We start from the raw sequence: 17,680 nt of genomic DNA on the forward strand, positions 1-17,680 counted from the left end.
GCTCAGCCCGCCGGCGGCACCCCGGCACCCGCCGCGGCCAGCCGCTTCTCCTCGCGCCGGGCCCGCCGTCGGCGCAGATAGCGGCGGATCCGCGACCACAGCACGACGATCAGCACGATGCCCGTGATCAGCAGCAGGGCCGCCAGGGACGCCGCGATCACCGGATGGAACACCGCGAAGACCACGATCCCGGCCACGCCCAGGTCCTCCAGCAGGCTCAGCACGATGTTGCTGGCCGGCTCCGGCGAGGTGTTCACCGCGATCCGGGCGCCCGCCTTGACCAGGTGGCTCAGCAGCGCCGTGGAACCGCCCACCGCGGCCGCCGCCAGCTCGGGCAGCGACCCGTCGTGCCCGGCCAGCAGCGCCGCCACCACGCCTCCCGCGACCGGCCGGATGACCGTGTGCACCGCGTCCCAGACCGAGTCGACGTACGGGACCTTGTCGGCGATCGCCTCGGCCAGGAAGAGCACCCCGGCCACGATCAGCACGTCAGGGCGCTGCAGCGCGGCCGGTACGTCGTCGGTGACGCCGGCCGTGCCGAGCAGACCGAGGAGCAGGACGACGGCGTAGGCGTTGATCCCGCTCGCCCAGCCACTGGTGAAAACCAAGGGAAGTACGGACACGCCGCAGATCGTAGGCCGCCCGTGGGGCCCGGTGCTCAGTTTTGAGTATCCGTACTCAGACGGCCAGATGAGTAGGTACGCGGATGGGCCGGCGCCCGCCCGGACGGAAGAGTGGGGGCCACGGAAGGGAAGCGGCGCCGCACCGCCGACACGGGGCGGCGGAGCGGCGCGGCTCCCGGACGTGACGGGGGAAGACGGGGGAAGACGGGGGAACGACGGGGGAGCACGGGGGCTCCACGGGGGAGCACGGGGGAAACGCCACCCTGGTCGGATCGGCGGGGGAACGATCCGCGCCAGGGCGGCGCACTCTCCGGTGCGGGCCCGCGGGGGAACACAAAGGGGTGCGCGCCGTACCTGACCAATACGGCGCGCACTCGTCTATTTCCGCAGCCGGTCCGCGGCCATCACGCCGCCTCTGCGCCCACCGGCCCTACGCGGAACGGCCGCTGACCCGGCCCTGGAGCAGCCGCGACAGCGCCGCGTGCACCTCGTCGAGCGACCGGTCCGGCTGGTACGACTGCCAGTCCAGGGCCGCCACCAGAACCATCCCGAACAGGGCCGAAGCGGTCAGCGGGATGTCGATCTCCTCGCTCAGCTCCTCCTGGGCGACCGCCTCGCGCAGCACGTTCTCCACGACCGTGATGGCGCGCTCGCGCACCACCATCAGCGTCGACTGCCAGGCGCGGTTGGTGCGCCACAGCTCGGCGACGTAGAGCTGGGTGAGCGCCGGGTAACGGGAGATGAAGTCCAGGCCGGCCCGGATCATCGCGTCCAGTGCGTCGATCCGGCTGCCGCCCCGGTCGGCGACCTCGTCGGCGGCCGCCTGCAAGGACGTCGCCAGCAGCTCTATGCCGTGCCGCAGCAGCTCCTCGAAGAGAACGTTCTTGCTCGCGAAGTTGTAGTAGACCGTGCCCTTCGCGACCCCCGCCCGCTCGGCGATCTCGTCCACCGTGGTGGAGGAGAAGCCCTGTTCGGCGATGAGTGTGACCGCGGCTTCGAAGAGCTTGCGCCGGGTGGCGTCGCGGCGAGTGTTGGAGCTGTCCATGGGGGCGATTGTGCCGCGCTCCGGGGTGTGTGTGTTCACAGGCTCAGCTCCGGGTGGAGGTCCTTCATCCGTATCACCTGGCGGCCACGGGCGGTCAGCGAGGTCAGCACCAGCGCGCCGACGGTGAAGGCCGCCAGCACCGCACCGCCCTGCCATACGGGCCCGAGGTCGCCGCCGGTGATGAGCCGGCGCAGCCCCTCCACGATGTAACTCATCGGCAGATACGGGTGGATGGCGCCGAAGAAGCCCGGGCTGGTCTGCACCGGGTACGTGCCGCCGGCCGAGGTCAGCTGGAGCATCAGCAGCGCCAGCACCAGGATCCGGCCGGCCGGTCCGAACTGGGCGTTCAGCCACTGCACGAGCGCCGAGAAACAGGCCGTGACCAGCACCAGGAAGCCGAGCGTGCCGGCCGCCCTGGCCATCTGGAGGCCGAGCCCGAAGTGCAGTACGGCCATCAGGGCCGCGGTCTGCAGCACGCCCACGCCGACCACCGGCAGCCAGCCGGAGACCGCCACCCGCCAGGAGGAGGCGCCCATCGCCAGTGCCCGCCTGTTGAGCGGCTGGATCAGCATGTACGCCACCATGGCGCCGACCCACAGCGACAGCGGGATGAAGTACGGCGCGAAGCCGGTGCCGTAGTTGGGCGCCTTGTGGGCGGCGCCGGAGGCCAGCTGCACCGGGTCGGACATCACCAGGGTGCGGGCGTCGCGCTCCTTCTTGCCGTAGTCGGGGATCTGCTCCGCCCCGTCGTGCAGCCCGCCGGCCAGCTTCTGCGAGCCGTCGGAGAGCTTGAACATGCCGCCGTCCAGGGTTTGCGCGCCGTCCTTGAGCTTGCCCACCCCGGAGTCGAGGTCGTGCATCCCGTCCGCGGCCCGGCCCGTGCCGTCGTGCAGTTGGTGCGCGCCGTCGTTGAGCCGGTCGGCGCCGGCGGCCAGCTTCGCATTGCCCGCAGCCAGCTTGCGGGCGCCCGTGGACACCTTGTGCGCGCCGTCGTTGAGGTCGTTGATCTTCTTGACCGCGGCGTCCATGTCGGCGCCCAGGGTGGGACCGCGCTGCGCCAGCTCGCTCGCCAGGGAGTGCAGGGTGTCCAGGTCCCGGCCCAGCCGGTCGAGGTTCTTCTGGTCGTGGACGTAGCCGCTGACCTCCTCGGCCTTGTCCGCCGCGGTCGCCGCCTGGTCCTTGATCCGCTTCAGCTCGGCGCAGGAGGTGTCGAGGGTGACCCCGCTCTCGCAGCGCAGCCGGTAGTAGGTGGCGAGGTGGTCGGAGATGCCCCGGGAGAGCTTGGCCCCCGTGGAGGCCGCCGCGGGCAGCCGGTCCAGGTGGTCGTGGACCGCCTGCGAGCCGTCCGCGACGAGCTGGGCGGCCTCGCCGATCTCCTTGCCGTGCGCCCGGATGAAGGGCCCCACCTTGCCGACGACGCCGTTGACGGTGTCGGCCAGTTGCTGCGTCCCGTCGGCCACCTGCCCGGCGCCGTCGGCCAGTTGGCGCGAGCCGTCGGCGGCCGTACCGGCACCGCGGGCGAGGTCGCCGCTCCCCTGGGAGAGCCGCCCGGCGCCCGCGTTCAGGTCACCGAGCCCGGTGACGAGCCTGCCGCTGCCGTTCTTGGCGCTGCCCAGACCGTCGGCCAGCTTGCCGGCGCCGTCCTCGGCCTGCCCGATGCCGTCCTTGAGCCGGTCGGCACCGTCCGCGGCCTGCTCGGTCCTGCCGTGCAGCGTCGAGAACGAGACGAAGATCTTGTCGAGGAAGGTGCGCGACGACTTCGCCGAGGCCGCCGCGCGCACCTCGGAGAACACCGTCCGGGAGATCTGCCCGACGATGTAGTTGTTCGCGTCGTTCGTGCGCACCTTCAGGGCGCCGGTCTCCGGGTGGTCACCCGAACTGGAGGCGATCCGCCGGCTGAAGTCCTTCGGGATGGACAGCGACAGGTAGTACGTGCCGTCCTCGACGCCCCGGGCGGCCTCCGCGGCGCCCACCGGGTGCCAGTCGAAGGTGTGGCTGTCCGCGAGGCCGTCGACGATGCTGTCGCCCGCCGAGATGTGCTTCCCGCCGGCCTCGGCGCCCCTGTCCTCGTTGACCAGCGCGACCGGTATCTTGTCCAGCCGCCCGTACGGGTCCCAGAAGGACCACAGGTAGAGCGCGCCGTACAACAGCGGCAGGAGCAGCAGCGCGGCCAGTGCGGCGCGCGGCAGCTTCCCCCTCCCGAACCGCTTCAGCTCAAGCGCGGCCAGCTTCGGCGAGCGCATCGGCCGCCCCCTCCTCGTCGTCCTTGGTGTCGTCGCCGTCCGCGGGGCCGTGCCGTCCCCGGCACGCGGCTCCTCCGGCCCCTCCGCGGGGTCCTGCGCGCCCGCGTTCTGCGCGCTGGTGTCGTGCGCGCCGGCGGAGCCCTGCACGCCGGGCCGTTCCGGGCGGTTGCCGGTGCGGACGAGCACCACGTCCTCGCCGTCCCCGGGCGGCTCGCTGCACACCGCGAGGACGGTCGTGCCGGCCGCGGCGACGCCGCGCAGCATCGCCCAGGCGGCGGTGCGCTCCTCGTCGGACAGCTTCAGGTCGGTGTCGTCGACGGCCAGCAGTCGTGGCCGGCCGATCATCGCGAGCGCCACGGAGAGCCGCAGCGCCTCCAGCCGCTCCAGGTCGCGCACCGACGTGCGGATCCCCTTGGGCAGCGCCGCGAGGTCGAGCCCGGCCGTGGCCAGCGCGTCGTCCACCAGGGCGCGGGCCTCGGCCCGGCGCTCCCGGCGCGGCCGCAGCAGGGCGCGCAGCGAACCGCCGAACCGGCCCTGCAACAGGGCACGTTCGCGCAGGTGCTCACCTACGGTCAGGGCAGGTTCGAGGTCGGCGATCCCGGGCACATGCGCGAGTGCGGTCACCGACCGGACGGCGGCCTTCTTCTTGGGCAGCGCCAGCCCGCCGATCCCGGCGGTGCCCTCGGCGGACTTCATCCGGCCGGTGAGCGCGAGCAGCAGGCACGTACGGCCCGAGCCCGACGGGCCCTGTACGGCGATCAGCGAGCCGGGTCCGGCCGTGATGTCGACGTTCCGGAAAGCCCAGCCACGGGGGCCCTTGACCCCGAACCGCTCGGCCGTGACCGCCGCCCCATGCGGGGTGCTGTCCACGATCCCCTCCCTTGTACTGACTGGTCAGTGCAAAAAGTATGCCGCATCCCACCCCGTGTTCCGCAAGGGGGTCCGGCGCATCGGTTCGGGGGCCGGGCGTCGCCCGCGTCGGGGGACCGGGAACCGCCCGCGTCGGGGGCCGGGAACCGCCCGCGTCGGGGGCCGGAAATCGCCCGCCCTGCCCCGCCGCGCGAAATCCGCCGTCTATCCGGCGAAAGTGCAGGTCAGGGCCGATTGTCAGTGGTGTGCCGCACGATGGGGTCAGACGGGCCGAATCAGCGTTCGGTCCCGAACCGGCATGTGACGACAGGAGGTTCGTCATGGCAGCTCGTCCCCAGGGGGCCAGTTCCGCTGCGTACGGTCCCCCGAGCGATGTCCACCCCGTCCTGCGCCGGGCGGCCGCGCCACCCGCCGCCCTGGCCCTGCTCGCCCAGGCCCAGCAGGGCCTCGAAGAAGCGCGGACCCTGGAAGCCCCCAACGAGCGGTTCGCCACTGCCCATCTGGCCGCGCTGCGCACCGCCGCCGCCGTCCTCGCCGTGCGCGCCCGTCCGGAGCCCACCCTACGCCGCAAACCGGGGGCCGCCCCGCGGCGCAGCCGCCGGGAAAGCATCCGCAGCGCCTGGGACCTCCTCCCCGAGGTCGCGCCCGAACTCGCCGAGTGGAGCGCCCTGTTCGCCTCCGGCGCCGCCCGCCGGGCCCGGGCCGAGGCCGGGATAGCCGGCGCGGCCAGCACCCGGGACGCCGACGATCTCCTGCGGGACGTCGCCATGTTCCTGCGCCTGGTCGAACGGATGCTGCTCCTCCAGCCACCGCTGCCGCCCCAGCGGGCGGGGTGAGGGGCGGCCGAGGGGAAGCACCGGACTTCACCGGCGGAGTGAGCGGACCGCCGGCGTCGGGCCCGGGGCTCCGCGGTGGGGCCGTCACGGACGAGCCGCGGGGCCCCGGCGGGGCGGGGTGAGCAGGTCGGCACCCGCTCCGTGGGGCTCCGTGGGCGGCGGACGGCGCGGGACGGAATAGGGTGGTGGACGACTGGATGTTCATGCCCCCGCCGAGGAGCCACCCGCCGTGTCTGACCCGCTGCGCCCGCGCGCATCCCTTCGTACCGCCGTGGTCTGGGACGTCCTGAAGGACGCCCTGGAGCGCCGGGTCAAGGCGGCCGGGCGCGACGCCCTGGACGTCCTCGACACCGGCGGCGGCACCGGCAACTTCGCCGTGCCGGTCGCCCGCCTCGGCCACCGCGTCACGGTCGTCGACCCCAGCCCCAACGCCCTCTTCGCCCTGGAGCGCCGGGCCGCGGAGGCCGGCGTCGCCGACCGGATCCGGGCCGTCCAGGGCGACGCCCACGGCCTGTTCGACGTCGTCGAGCGCGGTGGCTACGACACCGTGCTCTGCCACGGCGTGCTGGAGTACGTCGACGACCCGGCCGAGGGCATCCGCAACGCCGTCGACGCGCTGCGCCCGGCCGGCACCCTCAGCCTGCTCGCGGCCGGCCTCGGCGGCGCCGTGCTCGCCCGCGCCCTGGCCGGCCACTTCACCGAGGCCCACCAGGCCCTCACCGACCCGGCCGGCCACTGGGGCGAGGGCGACCCGATGCCCCGCCGGTTCACCGCCGAACAGCTCACCGGCCTGGTCTCCGCCACCGGCCTGGAGGTCGGCGCGGTGCACGGCGTCCGGGTCTTCGCCGACCTGGTCCCGGGCGTACTCGTCGACACCGAGCCGGGCGCCATGGACGCCCTGCTGAAGCTGGAGGCGGCCGCCGCCGAGCAGCCCGCCTTCCACGCGGTCGCGACCCAGCTGCACGTCCTCGCCGAGCGCGACTGACCCGGGGAGCGGGCCCGACCGGCCGCGTGCAGTCGGCCACAGGCCACCCGATCAGCCCCTTCGCCCCGTATGATCGGTGTACGACGTTCCGGCATGACGGACAGGCGGGTGGGGAATGCAGGCAGCATCACCACCGGCCGCCACGGCGGCCCGGACAGTGAACTGGCGTCGAGGGGCGGGTTTCACGGGGGCGATTCCCTGCCTATCCTGAAAGGGTCGCACCCCGGTCGCCCCCCGCGACCGACGAGTAGGAGGACTCCGTGCCGCTCTCGGAGCACGAGCAGCGCATGCTCGAGCAAATGGAGCGAGCGCTGTACGCCGAAGATCCCAAGTTCGCGACAGCGCTTGAGGGAAGCGGGCTGCGTACGTACACCCGGCGACGGGTCTACCAAGCGGTCGCGGGCTTCCTGGTGGGTATCGCCCTGCTCATGGCCGGCATGGTCGCGCAGCAGATCTGGATCAGCGTGGTCGGATTCCTCGTCATGCTCGGCTGTGCCGTGTTGGCGGTCACCGGGTGGCGCAAGGCGCCCAAGCCCGGTGAACAGCGCGCCGGCGCCGAGGGCCCGGCGCGGCGTCAGGCCCGGCCGCGGCGCTCCATGATGAATCGCATCGAAGACCGCTGGCAGCGCCGCCGCGACGAGCAGCAGGGCCACTGATCCCGCTCCGAACGTCCTCCCCCTGACGCGCCGTCGCCGCGTCCCCGGTCCTCCGTGCTGTGGCCGCCCGATTCCGTCGGGCGGCCACAGCACGTTCTGCTGCTGTGAGCACGTTCTGCGGCCGATGGCCCGTATTTGCTGCAGGCCGCGCTGAGGCGGGCGGGGACACGGCCGTGCCGGGCGTCGCGGCCTGCCGGCTGTGGCGGTACCGCCGGACGTCGCCGCCATGCCGGGCGTCGCTGTCGCACCAGCTGTGGCCGTTCCGCCGGGCTAGGGGCCCTGCCGGGCGTCGGGGCCGCGCCGGGCGCTACGGCCCTGCCTGCCGCGCGCCTCGGCCTCGCCGGACCTCATAGCCCGCCGGACCCCCTGGCTCCCCCAGACGTCGCGGCCCGCCGCACGACGCCGCACGACGCCGCCCGGCCCACCCGGCAGACGCCCCTCGCGCCCTGGCCTGCTGGACGTGCCCCCGCGCTCCCGGACGCGCCCTGCGCACCAGACGCCCCTGCGCCAGCGCTCTACGCCTGCTGCCGCCCCCAGACGCCCCTGCGCCCAGCGCCCTACGCCCGCTGCCGTCCCCGCCGGAGGGTGGCCGTCGCTCGTCGTATCGCGGTCACCGGGCGGCTCGTGCGGCAGCGGAGGCGCAGGGAGGCCCAGCGGGCCGCGGTGGCGCGGTGGAGGCGGGCGGCGGAGCGCGGGGCGAACAGTGCCCGCAGCCGTAGCCCACGGGGTGCGCCGGCCCGCAATCCGGCCAGCACCTGCTGGACGTCGCCGCCCAGTCCGGTCACCGGCCGCGGGTGCGGGGCGTAGAGGATCTGCTCGACCGCCTCGGCGACCCGGCGCGCAGCGTCGGCGGGCTCCGGTGGCAATTCCCCGACGCGAATGATCCGGGCGGCCGCCCTGCGCGGGGTCAGCGACTCGTCCGGGACGATCCCGAAGTCCCAGGCGGTGTCCAGCAGCTCCTGCCAGGCAGCCAGCGCGGCCGCCACCCCGCCGGGGTCCGTGGTGCCGCCTGCGCCCGGCGTGCCGCTCCCGCCCGGGGCCGCGGGTGCCAGTCGCCGGGAGCGCAGCCGCAGCCGCCACAGCAGCGGGACCAGCGGCAGCAGCAGGACGAGCAGTCCGACCAGCCCGAGCGCGGCCACCGCCCAGGGGGACGGGCCGTCGTCCGACGGGCGGACGCCGGACTGCGCGGGCAGCGTCGGACAGGCCGTCCCGCTGCCGGCCGGGTGCTCGCCCGGATCGCACGACGGGGTCGCCGACGGGCCCTCGGTGGGCGGCGCGGGCCGGGCCGGCGCGGGGTCCTGGCGACCCGGCTCGGTGGTGTCCGAGGTGTCGGGATAGGCGTAGTCCGGGATGCTGCCGCGGCTCGGCGTGGGCTCGAAACGGGTCCAGCCGATGCCCTGGAAATACAGCTCGGGCCAGGCGTGCGCGTCCTTGAGGCTGACCGAGGTCGTGCCGTCGGGCTGCTTCGTCCCCGGGGTGAAGCCGACCGCGACCCGGGCCGGGATGCCCAGCGTGCGGGCCATCGCCGCCATCGAGAACGAGAAGTGGACGCAGAAGCCCTCCTTCTGCCGCAGGAACCGGGCTATCGCCTCGGCGCCGCTGCCGGCCCGGACCTCGGTGTTGTACGTGAAGCCGCCGTCGAGCGCGAACCAGTCCTGGAGCTTGACGGCCTTGGCGTAGGCGGTCGGGGCGCCCCGGGTGACCCGGCGGGCGGTGGACCGGACGACCGGGGGCAGCGCGGCGGGCACCTTGGTGTACTCGCGCAGCAGGTCGCCGGGGGGTGCCGGGGCGGCGGCCAGTTGCTGGGAGGTGGGCCGTACTTGGAGGCTCTCGACCTGGTACTGCAGATCGCGGGTGTTCTGGCCGCGGTCGCCGACCAGCGTGCGGCCCTTCGGCTCGAAGCGCCAGCGGCCGGAGATGTCCACCCGGGACGCGGGGTAGGGGAGCGGCAGCCAGTTCTGTGCGTACCACCCGGCGGTCGAGATGGAGGTGTTGATCCGCTCGCGGCCGACCGCGGAACTGAGGCCGGGCGGCTCCGGCAGCCGTTCGGGCACGTCCGTGACGGTGCGCTCGGAGGGCTTCCAGGTCGTGCCGTCGAACTGGTCGAGGGCGACGATCCGCAGATACAGATCGCGGGTATCGGCGGCGGTGGTGCGGTAGTTGAGGACCTCCCGGTCCTCGGGCTGGTTGAGGCTGTCCTGCAGCGAGACCAGCGGGTTGACCGCGGAGATCGTGCCGCCCCCGCCGCCGCGTCCCGGGCCGCTTCCGGTGGGGCCGAGCAGCCCGTCGCCGAGGGAGGGCAGCGCGGCGGGCACCACGAGGGCGATGCCGAGGACCAGGGCGCCGATCCGCCGGCCCGTACGGACCGGCGCGGTGGCCGGGCCGCCGGTCGCGGAACCCGGTCCGTCGCCCGGCCGCCCCGGGCCCGCCGCGCCGAAGACCCGGCCCCACTGGGAGAGCCGGTCGCGGCCCTCGGCCAGCAGGAGCAGCAGATAGCCCGCCGCCGCGATCAGGAACCACAGCCAGCCCGCGCCGCCCTGGGCCAGCCCCGCGGCGACCGAGTAGAGCGCGAGCAGCGGCAGGCCCGCGGGCGCGGCACTGCGGTACGTCACCGCCAGGGCGTCCACGACCAGGCCGATCAGCAGCACTCCGGCGACCAGCAGCAGCCGGATGCCGGGGGTGACCGGGGCGGGGATGGCGTACCGGCCGACGTCCTGGACGCCGCTCCGCAGCAGCCGGCCGAACTCCGTGACCGCGTCCGGGCCCGGCAGCACACCGAGCACGGCGTCGGTCGGCACGAAGAGCACGGTCAGCAGCAGGACCAGGACCAGCAGCTGGGCGGCGATCGTCAGCGGTCCGGCGAGCGGGGCCCGGCGGGCCAGCGCGCCCACCCCGGTCATGATCGCCAGCAGGATCGCCGCCTGGAAGATCCAGCTGATCGGATCCACCAGCGGCAGCAGTGCGCAGGCGGCACACAGGGTGGCCACCGCGGCACACAGCGCGAGTCGTGCCCGGCCGCTCATCCGTCCGCCTCCCCTCGCCCGAGGCCGTTCCCGTACGCGTCGTGCCCCTGCACCGGCCGCACGCTCCCCTTCATGGCCGTCCCCCCGTCACCGTCTCCGCGGCCCCGTCCGGCCCCGGCTCCAGGTGGTCCGGCGCCGTCCCGGCGTGGTCGGCGGCGGCCCGCCACAGATCGGCGAGCGCGTCGCCGGGCGTCACCGGCAGTGCCGTCCAGCCCGCCCGCCGCAGCAGCCGCAGCCGTTCGGCGAGCGGGACCTGGCCGGTGGTGAACCGTATGCCGCCGGGCCCACGGCTCCAGGCGTCGCCGTCCAGCACGAACGCGATCGCCGTCCCGCAGCGCCGGCGCATCTGCCCGGCGATCGCCGCCTGTTCGGTGTCCAGGTCGCCGAGGAAGGCGATCAGCAGCCCCTCGCTGCCACCGCGCAGCACCTCGTACGCCGCCGACAGCCCTTCCTCCTCGGAGTGTTCGACCACGGCGAGGGTGTCCAGCATCAGGCCGGCGGTGTCGGCGGACCCGGCGCTCCCCGGGAAGCCGCCGGTGCCGTCCGGGCCCGGCACCGAGCTGCCGGTGTCCGTCAGCAGCCGGACCGTCAAACCGCGCTCCAGCAGATGCACCGCCGTCGAGGCGGCGGCCGACACCGCCCATTCGAAGGCCGAGTCCGGCCCGCCTCCCGGGTGGGCGAGATCGCGGGTGTCCAGCAGGACCGTGCAGCGCGCCTTCTGCGGCTGCTCCTCCCTGCGCACCATCAGCTCGCCGTGGCGCGCCGTGGACCGCCAGTGGATGCGGCGCAGGTCGTCGCCGTGACGGTAGCCGCGCGGGATGACGTCGTCGTCGCCGGCCAGGGCCGGCGAGCGGTGCCGTCCGTCGCCGTACCCCGCGGCCTCGCCGGCCAGCCGGACGGCCGGCAGCGGCTCGACCCGCGGCACCACCGTCAGGGTGTCGAAGGTCTGGAAGGAGCGAGTGAGCTCGCACATCCCGAACGGGTCGGACAGCCGCAGCTGCAGCGGCCCGAGCGGATAGCGGCCGCGCAGGTCCGAGCGGACGCGGTAGGTGACCTCCCGGCGGCCGCCGGCCTCGACCCGGTCCAGGACGAAGCGCGGCCGGGGCCCCAGCACGTACGGCACCCGGTCCTGCAGCATCAGCACGCCGGTCGGCAGCCGGGAGACGTTCTCCATCAGCAGCCGGACCCGGGACTCGGAGCCGGCCGGCACCCGGGCGGGCGAGAGGGCACGGCTGCCCGCGACGCGGTAGCGGGTGCGGTGCAGGACCAGGACGCACACCAGCGGCAGGGCGGCGAGCAGCAGCCCGACCCGCAGCAGGTCCGGCTGCCCCAGCAGATAGGAGCACACCGCGGCGGCCACCCCGGCGGCCAGGAACGACCGGCCGCGCGTCGTCATCCCCCCGAGGGCCGCCCGCAGCCCGCCCGGCTCCGGCGTCCCCTCGCTCCCCCCTCCGCCCATCACAACCCCCGGACCCCGGGCGGCTGCCGGCCGTGCGTCCGCCACGGCTGCGCGGACGGCTCGGGAACCGGAACGCGCTGGAGGATCTCCAGCACGATCTGCTCGGCCGATCTGCGGCTCAACTGCGCCTGGGCGGTGGGCAGCAGACGGTGCGCCAGCACCGCCACCGCCAGCGACTGGACGTCGTCCGGCAGGGCGTACTCCCGCCCCGCGAGGGCCGCGGTGGCCTTGGCGGCGCGCACCAGATGCAGCGTCGCCCGCGGCGAGGCGCCGAGCCGCAGCTCGGGGTGATGGCGGGTGGCGGACACCAGATCGACGGCGTACCGCCGGACGGCCTCGGCGACATGGACCTCGCGGACCGCGTCGATCAGCTTGATGATCTCGTGGGCGTGCGCGACCGGCTGGAGGTCGTCGAGCGGCGAGGCGCCGCCGTGCACGTCGAGCATCTGCAGCTCGGCGGCCGGGCTGGGGTAGCCGATCGACACCCGGGCCATGAAGCGGTCGCGCTGGGCCTCGGGCAGCGGGTAGGTGCCCTCCATCTCGACCGGGTTCTGGGTGGCGACGACCATGAACGGACTGGGGAGTTCGTAGGTCTGCCCGTCCATCGTGACCTGGCGCTCCTCCATGGACTCCAGGAGCGCGGACTGGGTCTTGGGGGAGGCGCGGTTGATCTCGTCGCCGATGACGATCTGGGAGAAGATCGCGCCGGGCTTGAACTCGAAGTCGCGCTGCTGCTGGTCGAAGATGCTGACGCCGGTGATGTCCGAGGGCAGCAGATCGGGCGTGAACTGGATGCGCCGCACCGAGCAGTCGATGGAGCGGGCGAGCGCCTTGGCCAGCATGGTCTTGCCGACGCCGGGCACGTCCTCGATGAGCAGATGGCCCTCGGCCAGGAGCACCGTCAGCGCGAGCCGTACGACCTCCGGCTTGCCCTCGATCACGCCTTCCACCGACCGGTGAACCCGCTCCGCGGTGGTGGTCAGATCGGTGAGGCTCGCTCGTTCGTCATACGTCGTCACTCGGCCCTCCTCGGCCCTGTGCCACGGGCCGACACCCCCTTGTGCGGAACCGGCCCACCCCGAAAAATGCGCGCCGGTCCGGCCACCGCCGGCACGACGTCACCTACGCATTCTTGCCGCCCGCGCGCTCCGGCGTCATGGCCTGTGGATAACTCACAACTCCGCGCCCCGACGTTCCGGGCGAACCCGGCGTTTCCGGCGCGGGCCGGCCCGGAAAACCGGGCCGGCCCGCACTCCGGACGGTCAGTCCTGGGAGTCGATCTCCCGCAGCAGACCCGTCTTGACGTCGAAGACGAAGCCGCGCACGTCATCGGTGTGCAGCAGGAAGGGCGAGGTGCGCACCCGCTGCATGGACTGCCGGACGTCCTCGTCGAGGTCCTTGAACGCCTCGACGGCCCACGTCGGGCGCTGGCCGACCTCGGCCGCGAGGTCGTGGCGGAAGTCCTCGGTCAGGTTGAGCAGACCGCATCCGGTGTGGTGGATGAGCACGACGGAGCGGGTGCCGAGCGCCCGCTGGCTGATGGTCAGGGAGCGGATGATGTCGTCGGTGACCACACCGCCGGCGTTGCGGATGGTGTGGCAGTCGCCGAGCTCCAGCCCGAGCGCGGCGTGCAGGTCGATCCGGGCGTCCATGCAGGACACCACGGCGACCTTGAGGACGGGTCGGGCGTCCATGCCGGGATCGGTGAAGGCGGCGGCATAGCGCTGGTTGGCCTCGACCAGGCGGTCGGTGACCGTGCCGCCGGAGCGCACGGCGGCACGGTCGGAGGACGGGGACGGCGGCTGCGATGCAGGTATGGGCATGCATTCACCGTAATAGTCACTGACCGTTCCGGCCCCGTGGGAGGCCGGGCATAGGGGGCAACGTCACCCCTTGTGAGGTAATCCACAGCTCCGGCCGGGCAGCCACCACACGGGTGAAAAGCCCGCCGGGACGGCCCCGGCGAACCCGTCGCGGGACGCGCGGAACCAGTTGATTGACCGGGGCAGCCGGTGGACTAAAGTGGCGCGAAGTGGGAGGCGTGACGCTCTCCTTGGATACCGAATTCCTCGCGTGCGCATCGTACGTACGGCTCGGCCTCCTCCCGCTCCCATGGACTTCCGACGTCACTTCCCCGTCGCCGGAGGGCCACTTCCCCTTCAGAGCGGGCGGGGACCAAGCGGTACGTGCGGCATCCCCCAGCCAGCGGCCGGGGACCCACCTGCCGCCCACCCCATCGGAAGGCGCATGAGTAATACCCGCCACGTACCCGTCATGCTCCAGCGGTGTCTGGACATGCTCGCCCCTGCGCTCGCCGAGCCCGGCGCGGTCGTCGTCGACTGCACCCTCGGCCTCGGAGGGCACAGCGAGGCGCTGCTCACGGCCTTCCCGGCGGCCCGGCTGATCGCCCTGGACCGCGACCCGGCCGCCCTGAAGCTCGCCGGGGAACGGCTCGCCCCCTACGGCGACCGCGCCACCCTGGTGCACGCCGTCTACGACGAGCTCCCCGAGGTGCTCGACCGGCTCGGCGTCCCCCGGGTCCAGGGTGTGCTCTTCGACCTCGGCGTCTCCTCCATGCAGCTCGACGAGGCCGGCCGCGGCTTCGCGTACGCCCAGGACGCCCCGCTGGACATGCGGATGGACCAGACGACCGGCATCAGCGCGGCGGAGGTCCTCAACACCTACCCGCCCGGGGAGCTGGTGCGGATCCTGCGCTCCTACGGTGAGGAGAAGCAGGCCAAGCGCATCGTCTCGGCCATCGTCCGCGAGCGCGCCAAGGAGCCCTTCACGAACAGCGGGCGACTGGTCGAACTGATCCGGGACGCGCTCCCGCAGGCCGCCAAGCGCACCGGCGGCAACCCCGCCAAGCGCACGTTCCAGGCCCTGCGCATCGAGGTCAACGGCGAACTGGCCTGTGTGGAGCGGGCCGTCCCGGCCGCCGTGGACGCGCTCGCGGTCGGCGGCCGGATCGCCGTGCTCTCGTACCACTCCCTGGAGGACCGGCTGGTCAAGCAGGTCTTCGCGGCCGGCGCCACCAGCACCGCACCGCCCGGCCTGCCGGTCGTGCCGGAGCAGTACCAGCCCCGGCTGAAGCTGCTCACCCGCGGCGCCGAACTCCCCACGGAGGAGGAGATCGCGGAGAACCGCCGGGCCGCCCCCGCCCGGCTGCGCGGCGCGGAGCGCATCCGCGAGAACGTCGGGGACGGCAGGAACGCCCGGCATTCCGTGGGCACCCCGTGAGAGGCCAGGGGCGGCCGCGCGGCGCGCCGAAACGGCTCTCCGCGCTCTTCCCGGCCACCCCGGCCGCCCCCGGCACCGCGGCCCGCACCCCCTTCGTCCTCCTCATCGTGGTCCTCCTCGGATCCGGGCTGATCACCCTGCTGCTGCTCAACTCCGCGCTCAATCAAGGGTCGTTCGAGCTGAGCAGGCTGGAGAAGAAGACCGACGAGCTGACCGACGAGCAGCAGGCGCTGCAGCAGGAGGTGGACGGCTACTCCGCGCCGGGCGCCCTGGAGCGGCGCGCCCGGCAGCTCGGGATGGTGCCCGGCGGCGCCCCGGCCTTCCTGCTCCCGGACGGCACGGTCCGCGGCAAGCCCGGCGTGGCCGGTGCCGACGGCGCGCCGCTGAGCAGCTCGGCCGAGCCGTCCGCGTCCGCCCTCCTGCACGCCACCACGGCGGGCGGGCCGGCCGCCCCACGCGTCCCCGCGACCGCACCGGTCGTCGCGCCGTCCGTCGAGCCACCGGTCCCGCCCGGCTCCGGGACGCTCGGCCCGCAGAGCACCCCGGCCGCGGGCGCCGCCCCGGGTCGCCCGGCCCCGGCGCCCGCCGCGTCCCCGGCATCCGCCCCCGAGCGCGTCCCCGCCTCCACCGCCCGCCCCTCCGGCTCCGCGCCCGCCCCGCACCGACGACCCCCGGCAGGTGACCGCGGTATGACCGAGCCCAGGGACCCCCGCCGGGTTCCGCGCCCCGCCCGGCGCGGCGGTCAGCCCCAGAACCGCACCGGCCGCCCGCCCGCCGCCCGGCGCCCCGCGCAGCGGCCCGGCGCGCCCCGCCCGGCCGCCCGCCGCCCCGGCCCGGGCCGGCCCGGCTCCGGCCCCCAGGCGCTCCGCCTCGGCAGCCCGCGCCCCCGGCTCCGCCTGGTCTCCCTCGGACTGACGCTGATCATGCTGGTCTTCGTCGTACGGCTCTTCCAGGTGCAGGCCGTGGACGCCGGGGCGTACGCCGCCCGGGCCAACGAGAACCGCTACGTACCGGTCAAGCTGGCCGCCGAGCGCGGCGACCTCACGGACCGCAACGGCGTCGCGCTGGCCACCTCCGTGGACGCGTACGACATCACCGCCGACCCCAGCCTGCTGGCGCCCGCCAAGACCAAGATCCCCGACGCCCCGCGGCGGGCCGCCGCGCTGCTCGCGCCGATCCTGCACGTGGACAAGGCCGCGCTGACCGAGAAGCTCGACCGGCCCGGCTCCCGGTACGTGCTGCTCGCCCGGCAGCAGACCCCCCAGGTGTGGAAGCGGATCAAGGACCTCCGCAAGACCCTCGACGCCCGGGCGGCCGCCGCGCCCAAGAGTGCGCCCCGCCCCGACGTCCTGGTGGGGATCTTCGCCGACAAACACAGCAAGCGCGTCTACCCCAACAAGGACCTCGCCTCCGGCGTCCTGGGCTTCGTCAACAGCGTCGGCAAGGGCGGCGGCGGCCTGGAGGCCCGCCTCGACAAGCAGCTCGCCGGCAAGGACGGCAAGCTGGTCTACGCCCAGTCCGGCGGCCGCCGGGTGCCGACCGCCGCCACCCAGGAACACCCCGCCGTCCCGGGCGCCGACATGGAGCTCACCCTCGACCGCGACATCCAGTGGGCGGCCCAGCAGGCCATCACCAAACAGGTGGCGAAGTCCGGGGCCGACCGCGGCTACGTCGTCGTCCAGGACACCCGCACCGGCGAGATCCTGGCCCTGGCCAACGCCCCCGCCTTCGACCCCAACGACATCGCCGGGGCGGAGCCGGACGCGCTCGGCAACGCCGCGCTGTCCGACGCCTTCGAACCGGGTTCCACCAGCAAGCTGATGTCGATGGCCGCCGTATTGGAGGAGGGGGTCGCCACGCCGTCCACCCGGGTCACCGTCCCCAACCGGCTGCACCGCGGCGACCGGCTCTTCGCCGACGACGTCGACCACGAGACCTGGCACCTCACGCTCAACGGCGTCCTCGCCAAGTCCAGCAACATCGGCACCATCCTCGCGGCCGGCCAGCTCGGCCGGACCCAGCCCGAGGCCAACCGGGTCCTCTACTCCTACCTGCGCAAATTCGGCATCGGCCGGCCGACCGGGCTGGACTTCCCGGGCGAGACCGACGGCATCCTGGCCAAGCCGCAGGCCTGGAACACCTCGCAGCAGTACACGATCCCGTTCGGCCAGGGGCTGTCCCTCAACGCCGTACAGGCCGCCTCGGTCTACTCCACCATCGCCAACGGCGGCGAGCGGATCGCCCCCACGCTCGTCCGCGGCAGCACCGGACCCGACGGCCGCTTCGCCCCGGCACCCAAGCCCGCGAAGACCCGGGTGGTCAGCCAGAAGACGGCCCGGACCCTCGCCACCATGCTGGAGTCGGTGGTCGACGACGAGGAGGGCACCGGCGCGAAGGCGAAGATCGACGGCTACCGGGTCGGCGGCAAGACCGGCACCTCCAACCGGGTGGACCCCAAAACCGGCCGCTATCACGGCTACACCGCGTCCTTCGCCGGGTTCGCCCCTGCGGACAAACCTCGCATCACGGTCTATTGCGCCGTGCAGAATCCCACCAAGGGCAGCTACTTCGGCGGCCAGGTCTGCGGCCCGATCTACCAGCAGGTCATGGCCTTCGCGCTGAAGACCCTCCAGGTACCGCCGACCGGCGCCCAGCCCCCGCGCCTGCCGGTCACCTTCAGGCCAGGCCAATGAAATCGAG

At 74.1% G+C, this 17,680-nt stretch carries 12 protein-coding genes and 2 pseudogenes; 6 read left to right on the plus strand and 8 right to left on the minus strand.

Annotation, left to right across the window (positions count from 1 at the left end):
* Window positions 1-2: 2 nt before the first annotated feature.
* The 4 genes and pseudogenes from OJ254_RS17595 to OJ254_RS17610 all read right to left on the minus strand — a co-directional run.
* Window positions 3-623: a DUF4126 domain-containing protein gene (locus tag OJ254_RS17595; RefSeq protein WP_261951997.1), complete on the minus strand. Its 621-nt coding sequence runs from the start codon at window positions 621-623 to the stop codon at window positions 3-5.
* Window positions 624-1,053: 430 nt separating this feature from the next.
* Window positions 1,054-1,668, minus strand: coding sequence for a TetR/AcrR family transcriptional regulator (locus OJ254_RS17600; protein ID WP_265363099.1), 615 nt, complete (start codon window positions 1,666-1,668; stop codon window positions 1,054-1,056).
* 35 nt (window positions 1,669-1,703) lie between these two features.
* On the minus strand, window positions 1,704-3,911 hold the full coding sequence (locus tag OJ254_RS17605) for a YhgE/Pip domain-containing protein (protein WP_265365205.1): 2,208 nt from the start codon (window positions 3,909-3,911) through the stop codon (window positions 1,704-1,706).
* Window positions 3,912-4,232: 321 nt separating this feature from the next.
* Window positions 4,233-4,781 (minus strand): annotated as a pseudogene (locus tag OJ254_RS17610) (ATP-binding cassette domain-containing protein); the annotation flags it as partial.
* Window positions 4,782-5,101: 320 nt separating this feature from the next.
* Between OJ254_RS17610 and OJ254_RS17615 the strand changes: the two are divergent.
* The 3 genes from OJ254_RS17615 (at window position 5,102) to OJ254_RS17625 (ending at window position 7,258) form a co-directional block, all read left to right on the plus strand.
* Complete coding sequence (locus OJ254_RS17615; protein WP_265363100.1) at window positions 5,102-5,617, plus strand: SAV_6107 family HEPN domain-containing protein; 516 nt, start codon at window positions 5,102-5,104, stop codon at window positions 5,615-5,617.
* Window positions 5,618-5,846: 229 nt separating this feature from the next.
* Complete coding sequence (locus tag OJ254_RS17620) at window positions 5,847-6,602, plus strand: methyltransferase (protein ID WP_265363101.1); 756 nt, start codon at window positions 5,847-5,849, stop codon at window positions 6,600-6,602.
* 260 nt (window positions 6,603-6,862) lie between these two features.
* Window positions 6,863-7,258 carry a DUF3040 domain-containing protein gene (locus tag OJ254_RS17625; RefSeq protein ID WP_030415502.1) on the plus strand — a complete coding sequence of 132 codons (396 nt, stop codon included), beginning with the start codon at window positions 6,863-6,865 and terminating at the stop codon, window positions 7,256-7,258.
* A 557-nt stretch (window positions 7,259-7,815) separates the two neighbouring features.
* On the opposite strand, the gene OJ254_RS17630 is transcribed toward OJ254_RS17625, so the two are convergent.
* The 4 genes from OJ254_RS17630 to OJ254_RS17645 form a co-directional block, all read right to left on the minus strand.
* Window positions 7,816-10,281 carry a transglutaminase TgpA family protein gene (locus tag OJ254_RS17630; RefSeq protein WP_265363102.1) on the minus strand — a complete coding sequence of 822 codons (2,466 nt, stop codon included), beginning with the start codon at window positions 10,279-10,281 and terminating at the stop codon, window positions 7,816-7,818.
* A gap of 70 nt (window positions 10,282-10,351) precedes the next feature.
* Window positions 10,352-11,740, minus strand: coding sequence for a DUF58 domain-containing protein (locus OJ254_RS17635; protein WP_265363103.1), 1,389 nt, complete (start codon window positions 11,738-11,740; stop codon window positions 10,352-10,354).
* Window positions 11,740-12,759 carry an AAA family ATPase gene (locus tag OJ254_RS17640; RefSeq protein ID WP_261952005.1) on the minus strand — a complete coding sequence of 340 codons (1,020 nt, stop codon included), beginning with the start codon at window positions 12,757-12,759 and terminating at the stop codon, window positions 11,740-11,742. The genes OJ254_RS17635 and OJ254_RS17640 overlap by 1 nt, the downstream gene beginning before the upstream one ends.
* Before the next feature lie 243 nt (window positions 12,760-13,002).
* Window positions 13,003-13,563 (minus strand): beta-class carbonic anhydrase, encoded by a 561-nt coding sequence (locus OJ254_RS17645; protein ID WP_265363104.1) that lies wholly within the window; start codon window positions 13,561-13,563, stop codon window positions 13,003-13,005.
* Window positions 13,564-13,987: 424 nt separating this feature from the next.
* Between OJ254_RS17645 and rsmH the strand changes: the two genes are divergently transcribed.
* The 3 genes and pseudogenes from rsmH (at window position 13,988) to OJ254_RS17655 (ending at window position 17,673) form a co-directional block, all read left to right on the plus strand.
* Entirely contained in the window at window positions 13,988-14,980 is a 993-nt protein-coding gene (gene rsmH, locus OJ254_RS17650) for a 16S rRNA (cytosine(1402)-N(4))-methyltransferase RsmH (protein WP_265363105.1), read from the plus strand.
* Between the two features lie 107 nt (window positions 14,981-15,087).
* Window positions 15,088-15,249, plus strand: a pseudogene (ftsL, locus tag OJ254_RS31885) (cell division protein FtsL); the annotation flags it as partial.
* Window positions 15,250-15,669: 420 nt separating this feature from the next.
* Window positions 15,670-17,673 (plus strand): peptidoglycan D,D-transpeptidase FtsI family protein, encoded by a 2,004-nt coding sequence (locus OJ254_RS17655; protein WP_265365206.1) that lies wholly within the window; start codon window positions 15,670-15,672, stop codon window positions 17,671-17,673.
* Window positions 17,674-17,680 lie beyond the last annotated feature (7 nt).

The sequence above is a fragment of the Streptomyces endophytica genome, from assembly GCF_026153355.1.
Classification (GTDB): domain Bacteria; phylum Actinomycetota; class Actinomycetes; order Streptomycetales; family Streptomycetaceae; genus Streptomyces; species Streptomyces endophytica.

Bases quoted from the DNA above. Each gene is read 5' to 3' on its own strand.
- OJ254_RS17600 (WP_265363099.1), bottom strand. From the start codon at position 1,668: ATGGACAGCTCCAACACTCGCCGCGACGCCACCCGGCGCAAGCTCTTC.
- OJ254_RS17605 (WP_265365205.1), bottom strand. From the start codon at position 3,911: ATGCGCTCGCCGAAGCTGGCCGCGCTTGAGCTGAAGCGGTTCGGGAGG.
- OJ254_RS17615 (WP_265363100.1), top strand. From the start codon at position 5,102: ATGGCAGCTCGTCCCCAGGGGGCCAGTTCCGCTGCGTACGGTCCCCCG.
- OJ254_RS17630 (WP_265363102.1), bottom strand. From the start codon at position 10,281: ATGAGCGGCCGGGCACGACTCGCGCTGTGTGCCGCGGTGGCCACCCTG.
- OJ254_RS17635 (WP_265363103.1), bottom strand. From the start codon at position 11,740: ATGGGCGGAGGGGGGAGCGAGGGGACGCCGGAGCCGGGCGGGCTGCGG.
- OJ254_RS17645 (WP_265363104.1), bottom strand. From the start codon at position 13,563: ATGCCCATACCTGCATCGCAGCCGCCGTCCCCGTCCTCCGACCGTGCC.
- rsmH (WP_265363105.1), top strand. From the start codon at position 13,988: ATGAGTAATACCCGCCACGTACCCGTCATGCTCCAGCGGTGTCTGGAC.
- OJ254_RS17655 (WP_265365206.1), top strand. From the start codon at position 15,670: ATGACCGAGCCCAGGGACCCCCGCCGGGTTCCGCGCCCCGCCCGGCGC.